This window comes from Halanaerobium kushneri (assembly GCF_900156285.1).
Classification (GTDB): Bacteria; Bacillota; Halanaerobiia; order Halanaerobiales; family Halanaerobiaceae; genus Halanaerobium; species Halanaerobium kushneri.
The window spans coordinates 22398-36133 of sequence record NZ_FTNC01000014.1 but is presented as its reverse complement, the minus strand read 5'-3'; the positions used below and the strand labels follow the sequence as shown (position 1 = coordinate 36133).

Genomic DNA, 13736 nt, shown 5'->3' with positions numbered 1-13736 from the left:
AAGTAATAATAAAACCGCTCCTCCAGGAGCGGTTTGGCTAAATATTTAATCTTCAACGAGATTACTTTTTAGCCAGTTTATAATATCATCAGATTCATATAAAGGCTCACCATCAATAAATAAACAGGGAACCTGTCTCTTGCCTCCAACTTCTATTAATTCGGATTCTGCTTTTTGATCCTGATTAATATTTTTTAATTCCACTTCATTTAAATCATTTTTGTCAATAAATTTAGTTACTTTTCTGCAATAAGGACAGGTAGGGTAGTAATATAATTTCAAATTATACATTTTATCATCCTTTCGTATTTAAGATGTCATACCTTAGATAATAATTTCTATTTAAACTCCAGAATTCCTTTATTATTTTCTAATTGAATAATATTACAAATATTTGTAAAAATATGTTATAATTAAGATGAGTTTAAAGAATTGGCTTAAATTTAACTGTTTGTTTATTGCGAAAGGAGCCAGCATGTATAATAATTACAATGAGATATCTGCAGAAACAGAACTGAATAGTTTTAATTTAAGGAATTATTTTCTCCAGGAAGCTGAACTTAATTCAAATATTGAAAGTATATTCCAGTTATTTGAAAAAACTCAAGAAGCTGAGACAGAAATTGATTTTTTTTATTTAATTTTAACTGAAGCATTTAAATTGATTCCGGAAGCTGAGTATGGACAAATTGTAATTAATTATCAGGATCCAGCATATTTTCTAAAAAAAGTATATAGACAGGAACTGCTATCTTTTGATATAGCTAGCTTTCAGAAAAATTACTCCAGTTTTTATTTTGGAGATATTATTTTTAAATCACAGCGTTTAAATAAAAAACTAATTATAAATTTTAAGCTGGATAATCAATTTTTAGGAGCAGCGATTTTATACATTCCAGCAAAAAAATATAAAGGATTTAGTAATCAGTCGGTAAAGATTGGTGCTTTTTTGGAAAAAATAGCATCATCATATCTGATTTCAAAAAGGTATCAAAGATTACAGGAAAAATTAAAGCAGGAGATTATACTATCTTTAAGTAATCTACTTGCCATTCATGATCAGTACACAAAAGGGCATAATCAGAAAGTTGCTGAGTTGAGTAGAGAACTGGCAGAGTTGACAGGTTTAAATAAAAACCAAATTCAGCAGGCTTACTGGACTGGTATTTTACATGATATAGGTAAAACATTAATTCCTGCTTCTATATTAAACAAAAAAGCTCCTCTCACTAAAAAGGAATTCTCTGAGATAAAAAAGCATCCAGAGTGGGCCTATCAAACCTTAAAAGATTCAGCAGAATTAAAAGATATTGCCAGCTATGTACTTTATCATCATGAAAAATGGGATGGTAGTGGTTATCCTGATCAGCTGGCGGGAAATGAAATCCCGATAATTTCTCAGATTGTTTCAATAGCAGATGCCTGGGATGCTATGACTTCTAACCGTTCATACAGAAAAGCTCTCAGTCACAAAGAAGCTATTAAACGTCTCAAAAACAATCGCGGTAAACAATTTTCACCATTACTTTTAGATGTATTTCTGGATAATATTAGTTAAAGCAGATATTTAATTTCATTTTTAGAATTAAAGCCTTTAAATAGCCGTTTGTTTCTGTTATAATAGTAAAGTAGACAACAATTTTATTTTATACAGATTTTTTTCAAAAGAAACCAAAAGGGTGGAGAAAAAATTGAGAAGAAGAGAGCGCTTGACCGGTTTTTTTATCATATTTATTTTACTTACTTTTTCTGCTTACAGTAGTTCAATGAATGTAGGTGGTCGCAGTGGATTAGCAGATAGACAGATTGGAAGAACCAGTCAGATAAATGCTGGCCAGAACAGCATGAGAGTTCTAAATAATGGTAAGCAGAAATTTAATACTGCTGTTTCTGGAACTAAAGAACAATTGGATAAAGAGTCTGATATAAATAGCAGTCAGTCTTTAAATACTAATTCAGGCAGGTCGGATAAATCTATAAGTTTAGATCAGGCCGCTGATAATGTCAGTCAAAATTTTAAAAATGAGAGAAAAGAAACTAAAATAGTTACTGAGCAGAGAGAAAAAAATACTGTTCAAAATAAAAAACAGGATCAGCAGAAAACTGCTTTTGAAAAAAGATATGAACCTCAGTTAATTGATCAGGTAAAAGTACATAAAGTTAAAAGTGGAGAAACCCTCTGGGATATAGCTCATGAACATGGTTTAAATATTGATTCTTTAATCGGAGCCAATAATATCAGCAATATGAATAGCATAAAACCGGGTCAGGAATTTAAAATCTTACCTGTCAAAGGAATTATTTATCGAGTTTCACCTGGAGAAAGTGTAGCCAGTATTGCAGGTAAATTTAATATTAAAACTGAAACAATTATGAGAGATAATAATCTTGAAGATCCTTCTGGTTTGAAAATTGATCAAAAATTAATTTTAAGAGGTGCAAAACCAGAGTTCAGCTATCAGGATCGTCTGGATCAGAAATTTATGTATCCAATTAATACACGTATTACCTCTTATTATGGACCGCGCTGGGGTAGAGTACACGAAGGTTTAGATTTTGCTGCTCCAATGGGTAGTCCAATTAGAGCTGTTAGTTCAGGTCGAGTTGTTTATAGTGGCTGGGCAACCGGTTATGGATATGTTGTAATCATTGAGCATCAAAAAGGTTTAAGAACACTTTATGCTCATAATTCTAAACTTTTAGTAAGAAGTGGAGAATCAGTTGGTAAGGGAGAAGTTATTTCTCGATCTGGTAATACTGGTAACTCAACTGGTCCTCATCTTCATTTTGAAGTACAGGTAAATGGTCGCCCCGAAAATCCGTTAGATTATATCAATAGATAGAATTTAATATTAATGTAATTTTGACTCCTCATTATTTATTTAATGGGGAGTTTTATTATTTTTAGATAACAATTCGATTTGGAGATTTATATTTATTAAGATCTACCTTGACACTAATTAAAAAATAATTTATAATTAATTTATGAAACATTTGAATAATTGTTCATATATAATAACTAAAGGTGAGGTGTAACTATGCAGAAGACAGCTGAAAAGAAAAAAAGAGAAGAAAAAGAATTTGAACTGGAAGGTTTAAATTGCTCTAACTGTGCAATGAAAATTGAAAACCAGGTAAAAGAACTGGAAGGAATGGAGAATGTCGAACTGAATTTTGCAACTTCAACTCTTAAAGTTGCTGCTGAGGAATCAAGACTTAAAAAAATAAAATCAGAACTGCAGCAAATTTCTGATCGAATTGAACCAGGAGTTAAGGTTTTAAATAAAGGTGAAGAAAACGAAAATAATGACAGGGCTAATTCACTTAGAGCATATCTCTGGCAAAAGAAAAATATTTTTATTGGTGTCATGTTTTTTCTATTTGCTCTTGCTTTTTCTAATTTAAGTGTTTTTAAGGGAAATATTTTTTACAGCCTGTCTCTACCGGCTTACATAACAGCATATTTATTAATTGGTTATCCTGTTTTAAAGGCTGCTGTTTTAAATATTGGCCAGGGGCAGATATTCGATGAAAATTTTTTAATGGTTATTGCCACTATTGGAGCATTTGGGATCAGAGAATATCCAGAAGCAGTAGCAGTAATGCTCTTTTATATGGTAGGAGAATTATTCCAGGAGAGAGCAGTAAATAATTCCCGGCGTTCAATTAAGGATTTAATGGATATTCAGCCTGATTACGCAAATTTAATAAAAGATGATGAGATTATCAAAGTAGACCCCGAAAAATTAAAAGTTGATGATCTGATTGCTGTAAAAGCGGGCGAAAAGATTCCGGTTGATGGAAGAATAGTAAGTGGTGAAACAGCACTTGAAACATCAGCTTTAACTGGAGAATCTCTGCCGAAAGATGTAGCAGAAGGAGATTCTGTTTTGAGTGGTATGATTAACTTAAATAAACTAATAACAATTCAAGTTACAAAAGAATATAAAGATTCAACTGTTAAAAAGATACTTGAGCTGGTCGAAAATGCGAGTTCAAAAAAAGCGTCAACAGAAAAATTCATCAGCAAATTTGCCAGTTATTATACTCCACTGGTAGTTCTAGCAGCAGCATTAGTCGCTATTCTGCCCCCTCTACTAACCGGTGCTGCATTTGATCAGTGGTTTTACAGAGCTTTAATATTTTTGGTGGTCTCCTGTCCCTGTGCTCTGGTTGTATCAATTCCCCTTGGTTTTTTCGGTGGGATAGGACTGGCTTCAAAAAATGGGATACTGGTCAAAGGAGGGAATTATCTGGAAGCACTTAATAAACTGGATACAATTGTCTTTGATAAAACCGGTACTCTAACAGAGGGTAATTTTAAAGTAACTGAAGTTAATATCTGCAGTGACTACAGCCGAGAAGAGATTCTGGAAATTGCAGCGGAGGTGGAACAGTTTTCCAATCATCCAATTGCTCTATCAATTATTGAAGCGGCAAAAAATTATAAAAAACATTCAGCAGCGAACAATTATCAGGAAATTTCTGGTGCCGGTATTAAAGCGGAATTGGATAATAATCTAATTTTAGCAGGAAACGAAAGACTTATGCAGAAAAATAATATAGAGTATGAAAAAACAGATAGCACGGGAACAGCAGTTTATCTTGCTAAAAATGGAGAGTTTTTAGCATCAATCATAATTTCTGATCAGTTAAAAGATGATGCTAAAGCAGCTGTTTCTGAGCTAAAAGAACTCGGTATTAATAATTTAGCAATGTTAACCGGAGATAATCAACTGACAGCGGCTAAAGTAGCTTCCAGTTTGAAACTTGATAATTTTTATGCTGAGCTTTTACCTGATCAAAAGGTAGAAAAGGTGGAAGAGTTGCTGCATAGTTCAAATAAGCTGGCTTTTGTTGGAGATGGAATCAATGATGCACCAGTACTTGCTCGCTCAGATTTAGGAATCGCTATGGGTGGACTGGGTTCAGATGCTGCAATTGAAGCTGCAGATGTGGTATTGATGACTGATGAGCCATCTAAAATTGTTTCAGCACTAAATATTGCTGCAAAAACTAAGGAACTGGTCTGGCAGAATATAATTATGGCTCTGTCAATTAAAGCTGCAGTTATGATTTTAAGTGTTTTAGGTATGGCTTCAATGTGGGCAGCAGTATTTGCTGATGTTGGAGTTGCTTTAATGGCAGTATTTAATGTAATGCGAATTTTAAAGACGGAAGAGATTTAAACACAGACTTGAGTTAACATGAATTTAAGGTAATTAAATTTAAACCATACTATTATTTTTAAACAGCTAAGAAATGGAGTGAAAAAAATGGCAGCTGAACTAAAAGAAAAAGCAATGTGTGATATTTGTGAGGTTTTTAATCCAGATAATAAAGTAGTCGAAATTATGAAAGAAAAAAATCTGGCTGATGAAGTAGTTTATGATCTGGCTGAATTATTTAAGACAATGGGTGATCCAACTAGAATAAAAATTCTTTATGCTTTAAAAGAAAGAGAACTTTGTGTCTGTGATCTTTCGGAACTGCTTGATATGAGTTCTTCTGCCATTTCTCATCAGCTTAGAGTTTTGAGGAATAATAAACTGGTTAAATATCGCAAACAGGGGCGATCAGTTTATTATTCACTTGATGATGACCATGTAATGTGTCTTTTTGGTCAGGGACTTGAACATGTACTTGAAGATTAGTCTAGAAATAAATTCTATTAGTTAATGTTATTTAAAAATTGTTAAAGGAAGATTTAATGCCAAAAATAAATGCAGTGCTGCTGGCAGGGGGAGAAAGTAGTCGTTTCGGAAGTGATAAAGCTCTTTTACCCTTTGCTGGAAAGACATTAATTGAATATATTTATGATAATTTAAAAACCAGTTTTAACAGGGTTATTATTGTAGGATCTCCTGTTAAATATTCTTTTCTTAAAGAAGCTGAAATTAGAGAAGATATTTATCAGAATCGTGGTCCGCTGGCCGGCATTTATACCGGTCTTTATTTTTCTAAAAGCAGTTATAACTTTGTCTGTGGCTGTGACATGCCATTTTTAAACAGTAAATACTTTGATTTTATCCATAAACAGGCAGCCGAAAGTCCGGAAGCAGAAATCATTGTATCCTGCTTTAATGGATATCTGGAGCCTCTGGCTGCTATATATCAGCGGTCGCTGCTCTCAAATATTAAAAGTGAAATACTTAAAAACAATCTTAAAATTAAGTCTTTTTATCAAAAGAGCAGGAAAAAAATAATTAAAGAAGAAATATTAAAAAGAAATTTTAAACTGGAAAAGTTATTTTTTAATCTTAATTATCCCGAAGATCAAAGCAAGGCAATTAATTATTTAAAAGAGGAGGCAGAAAGTTTTGATTAAAACAAAAGTTCGAAAATTATATCAAAAATATTTTTTATCAATCTATTTTTTGTGTATTTTATCACTAATATTAATATTTTCTTTTACAGCCGGGGCAGAAGATATTGTATTGGATCCACCAGAATATCAGAGTTTTGAACTTGATAATGGATTGCAGTTTATGATTTTTCCTGATCATTCAATTCCTCTGCTCAGATATTCAATTTATTATAATGTTGGTTCAATTGACGAAAAAAATGGACAGACTGGCATTTCTCATTTTTTAGAACATCTGATGTTTTTAGGAACTGAAAATCTTCCCGAAGGAGAAATAGACGATTTGATTTCTTCTGTTGGGGGACAGTTAAATGCTGCCACAAATTTTGATTATACTTACTATTATCATGAGGTTCCATCTTCTATGCTGGAACTTGTGATGGCTCTAGAATCAGATCGAATGCATAATTTAAGATTTAAGGAAAAGGAAATTAATAGAGAACGAGAAGTTATTAAGCAGGAGAGAAGAATGCGTACTGAGAATAACATATTTGCAAGAGGCTTTGAAGAAATTAAAGCCCACGCATTTAAAGATAGTTATTTAGAGCATAATGTTATTGGGTGGATGGAAGATATTAACGATATTTCTATCCAGGAACTGCAAAATTATTATCAGCGTTATTACTCACCAAACAATGCGTTAGTTGTTGTCAGTGGTGATGTAGAGGCTGAAAAAGTAAAAAGTTTTGCTAAAAAATATTATGCTGATTATACTGCCTCAAATATCGAGAGAAAGGAATTTAAGCTGCCAGAACAATCTAAGGAGAAGACAAAAACTGTTGAATTAAATACCAATATTCCTTATGCTCTTCAGCTTTACAAAATTCCGCCAGCAGATAATCTGGATATAACTGCTTTAGAGATTTTTCTTGATATTCTTGCTAATAATCAGAGTTCCCGCCTGAAGGAAAAGTTGCAGAAGGAAGCCGGTATAATTTTAGATAGTGGAGCGTTTCTTTATCCTCTTAGAACAGATTCTTTTGCTTTAATATATTTTATCCCTTCCAACACAAATTTAGTTGAACAGGCACAGCAGGCATTTGATAGGGAGCTGAGGAAGATCTTTGCTGAAGGAATAACTACTCAGGAGTTCAAAATGGTCAAAAAGCAGTATCAGAAGTCTCTGATTTTTTCTCAAAAAAATCTTAACTCAGCTGCTTCCACTTATGCACTTAATAAACTTAGATTTAATAAAGCAGAACTTATAGAAGAAAAAATTGACTTTATCAATAGTTTAAGTAGAGATCAATTAATTCAAATTGCCAGGAAATACTTTAGTTTTGATCGAAGAACAAAAGGTTATATTTTACCTGAAAATAAAGGTGGTGCTCAATAGTGAGAAGAAATTATAAAATTCTAATCTTCAGCCTTATTATATTATTATTTTTTAGTTTTAATGTGACTGCAGGCACCGAAAATTTCAGTCCGGATTTTTTTAGAGAACTTGCAGATGCAGTAAACAAGAAACCGAAGCTTGAAATTCCCGATTATGAGCTTTTAGAACTGGATAATGGGATGAAATTTTATCTTGCTCAGGACAGAAGTTTGCCAATCTTTGAGCTCAGAGGATATATTGACAGCGGTAAAATTAATGAAACTGAGGCTAATACAGGAATAACTACCTTAATGACTGAATTGATGCTTAAGGCTACCGAAAATTACCCAGAGAGTGAACTTGCTCTTTTTAAAGAAGTTAATGCACTTTCTTTAAATCTGGGGGCAGGATCTGATCGAATTTCTATTAGTGGTAATTCATTAAGTACTGAAAGTAAAGAGTTAATAACATTACTGGCTGAAGTTTTAATTAGACCTCAATTTAATGGTCGACATTTTACAAGAACTGTTAAAGAATATCAACAGCTATACAGACAGCAGTTCTATAATGATTCTGCCTTATTAAACATGTATTTCTTTAAAAATCTATATGGAAACCATCCTTATGGTTATAATTATAACTATAATTTGATTTTAGATTTTTTAAATAAAGTTGATTCCAGAGAGCTAAGAAAATTTTACGCTAAGACTATTCAGCCCGATAAAATTTCAATTGCTATAAGTGGAGATTTCGATTTAGAAGAATTAAAAAAAGAAATCAAAAGTAATTTTGCTGATTGGAAAAATAATGCTGAAAAATTATCTAAAAAACAGGTTATAGTTAATCCTAAAATTCATCAAAAAATAATTGTAGTTAACAAAGAGGATGCTACTCAGGCCAGTATGAAAATGGGATATAATTTTTACAGCAGTAAATATCCAAAAAGAATTCCGTTTTTAATGGGGAATAAAATTTTTGGAAGTGGAAGATTCAACAGCCGGTTGATGGAAAATCTTCGCAGTGACAAAGGATATGTTTATGGTATCAACTCTCAGGTGAGTTATAATGATTACGGAGGGGCATATTTTATCAATTTAAGTCTGGATCCCCAAAAAGCTCTGGCCGGTATGAAAGCAGTTAGAGAAGAAATGAAAAAAATTAAAGCTGGCAAAGAACCCCTGCAAAAGCAGGAACTCTTTGAAAATATTAATTTATATAATGCAATCTTTCCCAAAGCCTATCAGCATCAAATAGATGTTTTAGATGAATTAGTCTATCAAAAAGAATTTTATAACAATTCTGATCAATATTTAAATAATTTTATTAATCAGTATAATGGGCTTGAGGTCCAGGAGGTTCAGCAAATTTTTGCTGAAGATCTTTATCCGGAGATTCTTTTTACAGTTATTGTTGGTCCAAAAGAAAAAATACTGCCTCAATTTAAAGAAGCTGGTCTAAAAGTAGAAGTAATTGATAATCAGCCTGTATCCTGATTCACTGGATTTTAGTTCTTGACAGCAGACTGGATTATAAGGTATTATAATAACGATAGTTAAATATTTAAAAACTATGATGAGAAGTAGTAATTTTTCCTTAAACTGAAAGAGAACGGAATCCAGTGGCTGTAAGATTTCGGCAGTTAAAGAAAATGAAGTCGTCTCTGAGTTTTGCTGACCAGTCAGATCATCAGGTAGTTAATTTTGATAATCTGGATTAATCAGTAACGGCACAGCAGTCGTTAATCAATGAGTGCTTTCTGTATTTTAGGAAGAACTAAGGTGGTACCGCGAATTAATTGCTCTTTCGTCCTTAACTGGATGGGAGAGCTTTTTGTTTTTTTTATTATTACTAATTTTATATAAAATTACAACATATAATTAATGGAGGGGAATAAAAGTGGAAAATCTAGAAAAAACTTATGATCCGGCCAGAACGGAAGATAAATGGTATGAATACTGGCTGGAAAACAATTATTTTGCACCAAGAGAAAAGAGAGAAGATGAGAGGGGAACCTTTAGTATTGTAATGCCGCCCCCTAATATTACCGGTCAGCTGCATATGGGTCATGCTCTTGATAATACACTGCAGGATATATTAACCCGCTGGAAGCGAATGCAGGGTTACCGATCTTTATGGCTTCCTGGAACTGATCACGCCAGTATTGCAACAGAGGTTAAGGTTGTAGATAAGATGAGGGAAGAGGGAATAGAAAAAGAAGATATGACCAGGAATGAATTTTTGGAAAAGGCCTGGGAATGGAAAGAAGAGTATGGAACCAGAATTACAAATCAGCTGAAAAAAATGGGATCTTCCTGTGATTGGTCCAGGGAACGATTTACTCTGGATGAAGGCTGCTCAGATGCGGTAGAAGAAGTATTTATCAAATTGTACGAAGAGGGTCTAATCTATCAGGGAGATTATATTGTTAACTGGTGTCCCAGCTGTCACACAACTTTAAGTGATATTGAAGTTGAACATAAAGAAACTGAAGGAAAGTTTTATCATTATAAATATCCCTATAAAAATAGAGAGGGGTATATTACCATTGCCACCACAAGACCAGAAACAATGCTTGGAGATACTGCTATTGCAGTTCATCCTTCTGATGAACGCTACAAAGATCTGGTAGGAGAAAAGGTTATTGTACCGCTTATAAATAGAGAAATAGAAATTATTGCTGATGAATATGTAGATAGTGAGTTTGGAACCGGTATGGTTAAGGTTACCCCGGCCCATGATCCCAATGATTTTGAAATTGGCCGCCGCAATGATTTGGAAATTGTAACAGTAATTGATGAAGATGCTAAAATGACCGAAGCTGCCGGGGAAGCTTATGCAGGTCTGGACCGATATGAAGCTCGTAAAAAGGTGATTGAAGATCTAAAAAAAGAAGGTTTACTTGTTAAAATTGAAGATCATGTGCATAATGTTGGCGAATGTTATCGCTGTGATACAGTAATTGAACCGTTAATTTCCAAACAGTGGTTTGTTAAAATGCAGCCGCTGGCAGAGCCTGCGATTGAGGCGGTAGAAGATAGTGATATCAAATTTGTTCCCGACCGTTTTTCCAAAGTGTATATGAACTGGATGAACAATATCCGGGACTGGTGTATTTCCAGACAGCTCTGGTGGGGCCATAGAATTCCTGTTTATTACTGCAATGACTGTGATGAAGTAATTGTAAGTAAAGAAAAGCCGGAAAGTTGTCCCAACTGCGGCAGCAGCAATTTGCGTCAGGATGAAGATGTATTAGATACCTGGTTTTCATCTGCTCTCTGGCCATTTTCAACCTTAGGCTGGCCTGAAGATACAGAGGATCTGGAGAGTTTTTATCCAACAGATGTTTTGGTAACTGGTAGAGATATTATTTTCTTCTGGGTGGCCCGGATGATCTTTATGGGACTTAAATTCCAGGATCAAAAACCTTTTTCAGATATCTATATCCATGGTTTGATTCGTGATGCACAGGGAAGAAAAATGAGTAAATCCCTGGGTAATGGAATTGATCCTTTAGATATCATAGACCAGTTTGGAGCAGATGCACTGCGTTTTACTTTAATTACAGGTAATACACCCGGTAATGATATGCGCTTTAGAGAAGAAAGACTTGAAGCGAGCCGCAACTTTGCCAATAAAATCTGGAATGCCTCTCGCTTTGTATTAATGAATCTGGAGGATTTTGATCTGAAGAAAGTTGAAGAAGCTGATTTAAAACCAACACTGGCTGATGACTGGATGCAGAGTCGTCTAAATACAGTAGCAGGGGAAATTGATGATGCTCTAGAACGCTATAACTTTGGAGAAATGTCGAGTTCTTTATATGATTTTATCTGGAATGAATTTTGTGACTGGTATATTGAGCTTTTGAAGGCCAGATTATATCAGGATGAAGATCCCAAAGCCAAATTAACAGCTCAGTATTATGCTCTTAACACTTTAGAAAGTTTGCTCAGACTTCTGCACCCGGTAATGCCATTTATTACAGAGGAGATCTGGCAGAAATTACCTGGAACAGAAGGAACAATTATGCGGGCCCAGTATCCTGAAAAACAAGTAAGTGGCTTAAACCCAGCGGCTGAGAAAAAAATGGAACTGGTAATGAGTGTTATTAAATCAGTTAGAAATATTAGAAATGAAATGAAGGTTAATCCAGGCCGTAGAATCAAAGCTCTGCTTGTTGCTCCGGAGGCTAAAATTGAAATTCTTAATGAGGGTAAAGATTATATAGAAAATTTAGCCCGCATTAAGGAGCTAATAATTGGGGGAGATGAGCTTGAGCGACCCGATAAAGTTTCAACTTCAATTGTTAAAGAAGTAGAAGTAATTTTGCCGCTGGAGGGTATGATTGATATTGATAAAGAAATTGAGAGAATGGAAAAAGAAATAGAAGAAATGGAATTTGAAATAAAAAGAGCAGAAGGTAAATTAAACAATGAGGGTTTTGTTAATAATGCTCCTCAGGAATTAGTAGCTGGAGAAAGAGATAAACTCAAAGAATATAAAGAAAAAAAGAAAAAATTAATTGAACGAAAAAAAGAATTAGCTGAGTAAGTTCTAATGATATTGGCTGTCTGGATATTTACCATATTAATTTTAAGCTGCAAAAGGTAAATATATCCAGATTGCCGGTATCATTTTATTTTTTAAAAAAGGGTTTCCAACTTTTAACTAGAATAAATTTTATAGAGTAGTTAAATTTTTTGAATATTTCAATATCAGTTGGGAAGGATGAAAAAAATTATGAGAGAATTTTTAGAATTAAATCCACCAGAAAAATTCTGGGAAGAGATAAAATCTTTTTTAAAGACTAAAATAATTAAGACAGAAAAAATAAATTTAGATAATGCTCTGAGTAGAGTTTTGGCAGATGATATTTATTCACCTATTGATCTACCTCCTTTTAGTCGATCAACAGTTGATGGCTATGCAGTTAAAGCTGCTGATACTGCAGGCGCTTCTGCTTCTATGCCTAGCTATTTTAAATTAATCGGTAGTATAAAGATGGGAGAAAAAACTGAACTTAAGCTTAAAAGTGGCGAAGCAGCAGCTATTCCAACGGGGGGGATGCTGCCAGAAGAAGCAGATGCTGTTTTGATGATAGAGGATACAGAAAAAATTAATCAAAATACAATTGAGAGTTTTAAATCACTGGCAGTCGGTGAGAACCTAGTTCAAAAAGCGGAAGATATTGCTGCTGATGAACTTCTTTTTAAAAAAGGTCATAAACTAATGGCTCGTGATATTGGTGCGCTGGCCGGTCTTGGGGTTACTGAGTTTGAAGGTTTTAAACGGGCAGAAGTATCAGTTATTTCTACCGGTGATGAACTAATTTCTGCTGAAGCAGATGCTAGAGCTGGACAGATTAGAGATATTAATAGTTATTCTATAAGCGCTTATTTAAGTAAAATGGGTGCAGAAACCAAAAAAGTTGGTATTATTGAAGATGATTTTGAAAGTTTAAAGACTGCTCTCAAAAATGAACTGGATAAAGATTTAGTTTTAATTTCTGGGGGAAGCTCAGTTGGAATTAAGGATATGACGATTGATCTGCTCAATTCTTTAGGTAAGCCGGGAGTCCTTCTTCATGGCCTGGCAATTAAACCAGGTAAGCCAACAATTTTAGCAGTTATTGACGGTACAATTGTTATCGGGCTGCCGGGTCATCCTGCTTCTGCCTGGACAGTTAACAGCGTTTTAGTAGCAGAAATTGTAAGAGTTTTAAATGGAGAAAAAGAGGCAGCAGAAATCGGGATTCCAAATAATAAATATTTGATTAAAGCCGAATTAACAAGGGGATTTGTTTCTGATAAAGGTAGAGAAGAATATATACCGGTTAAAGTGCAGCGAGATAATGATAAATTGCTGGCAGATCCCCTTCTGGGTAAATCAAGTCTGATAACAAATCTTGCTTATGGTGATGCAGTGCTTAAAGTTCCCAGAACTCAAGAGGGTAAAGAAAAAGGAGAGATTGTTGAACTGATGCTGATTGAATGATTGTTCTCTTTTATCTGAAAAATATTAATATTTATTACTTAAATATAAAAAAGGAAGGAACCA

The 13736-nt window shown here is 33.9% G+C and carries 10 protein-coding genes and 1 other annotated feature; of the genes, 9 read left to right on the top strand and 1 reads right to left on the bottom strand.

The window, feature by feature from the left end; translation table 11 throughout:
• Nucleotides 1-45 precede the first annotated feature (45 nt).
• The gene (locus BW929_RS09950; protein ID WP_076545336.1) at nucleotides 46-291 is read right to left on the bottom strand and encodes a glutaredoxin family protein; all 246 of its coding nucleotides are present in this window, start codon (nucleotides 289-291) and stop codon (nucleotides 46-48) included.
• Between the two features lie 184 nt (nucleotides 292-475).
• Between BW929_RS09950 and BW929_RS15080 the strand changes: the two genes are divergently transcribed.
• The 9 genes from BW929_RS15080 to BW929_RS09905 all read left to right on the top strand — a co-directional run bounded on the left by BW929_RS15080 (nucleotide 476) and on the right by BW929_RS09905 (nucleotide 13673).
• The gene (locus BW929_RS15080; RefSeq protein ID WP_158537736.1) at nucleotides 476-1558 is read left to right on the top strand and encodes an HD-GYP domain-containing protein; all 1083 of its coding nucleotides are present in this window, start codon (nucleotides 476-478) and stop codon (nucleotides 1556-1558) included.
• Nucleotides 1559-1691: 133 nt separating this feature from the next.
• A complete protein-coding gene (locus BW929_RS09940; RefSeq protein WP_076545335.1) occupies nucleotides 1692-2843 on the top strand; it encodes a M23 family metallopeptidase in 1152 nt (383 codons plus the stop codon).
• Nucleotides 2844-3038: 195 nt separating this feature from the next.
• A complete protein-coding gene (locus tag BW929_RS09935; RefSeq protein ID WP_076545334.1) occupies nucleotides 3039-5189 on the top strand; it encodes a heavy metal translocating P-type ATPase in 2151 nt (716 codons plus the stop codon).
• An 87-nt stretch (nucleotides 5190-5276) separates the two neighbouring features.
• Entirely contained in the window at nucleotides 5277-5654 is a 378-nt protein-coding gene (locus BW929_RS09930) for an ArsR/SmtB family transcription factor (RefSeq protein WP_076545333.1), read from the top strand.
• 56 nt (nucleotides 5655-5710) lie between these two features.
• Nucleotides 5711-6328: a molybdenum cofactor guanylyltransferase gene (locus BW929_RS09925; protein WP_076545332.1), complete on the top strand. Its 618-nt coding sequence runs from the start codon at nucleotides 5711-5713 to the stop codon at nucleotides 6326-6328.
• Entirely contained in the window at nucleotides 6321-7700 is a 1380-nt protein-coding gene (locus tag BW929_RS09920) for a M16 family metallopeptidase (protein ID WP_233493932.1), read from the top strand. Before BW929_RS09925 ends, BW929_RS09920 begins: the two co-directional genes overlap by 8 nt.
• Nucleotides 7700-9172: a M16 family metallopeptidase gene (locus BW929_RS09915; protein ID WP_076545331.1), complete on the top strand. Its 1473-nt coding sequence runs from the start codon at nucleotides 7700-7702 to the stop codon at nucleotides 9170-9172. The genes BW929_RS09920 and BW929_RS09915 overlap by 1 nt, the downstream gene beginning before the upstream one ends.
• Nucleotides 9173-9239: 67 nt before the next feature.
• Nucleotides 9240-9493 (top strand) — a binding site (T-box leader).
• An 82-nt stretch (nucleotides 9494-9575) separates the two neighbouring features.
• The gene (locus tag BW929_RS09910; RefSeq protein WP_076545330.1) at nucleotides 9576-12230 is read left to right on the top strand and encodes a valine--tRNA ligase; all 2655 of its coding nucleotides are present in this window, start codon (nucleotides 9576-9578) and stop codon (nucleotides 12228-12230) included.
• A gap of 177 nt (nucleotides 12231-12407) precedes the next feature.
• Nucleotides 12408-13673, top strand: coding sequence for a molybdopterin-binding protein (locus BW929_RS09905; RefSeq protein ID WP_234978091.1), 1266 nt, complete (start codon nucleotides 12408-12410; stop codon nucleotides 13671-13673).
• Nucleotides 13674-13736 lie beyond the last annotated feature (63 nt).

Excerpts from the sequence above, each read along its gene's own strand:
- BW929_RS15080 (WP_158537736.1), top strand. The coding sequence starts at position 476 with ATGTATAATAATTACAATGAGATATCTGCAGAAACAGAACTGAATAGT.
- BW929_RS09905 (WP_234978091.1), top strand. The coding sequence starts at position 12,408 with ATGAAAAAAATTATGAGAGAATTTTTAGAATTAAATCCACCAGAAAAA.
- BW929_RS09930 (WP_076545333.1), top strand. The coding sequence starts at position 5,277 with ATGGCAGCTGAACTAAAAGAAAAAGCAATGTGTGATATTTGTGAGGTT.
- BW929_RS09925 (WP_076545332.1), top strand. The coding sequence starts at position 5,711 with ATGCCAAAAATAAATGCAGTGCTGCTGGCAGGGGGAGAAAGTAGTCGT.
- BW929_RS09935 (WP_076545334.1), top strand. The coding sequence starts at position 3,039 with ATGCAGAAGACAGCTGAAAAGAAAAAAAGAGAAGAAAAAGAATTTGAA.
- BW929_RS09950 (WP_076545336.1), bottom strand. The coding sequence starts at position 291 with ATGTATAATTTGAAATTATATTACTACCCTACCTGTCCTTATTGCAGA.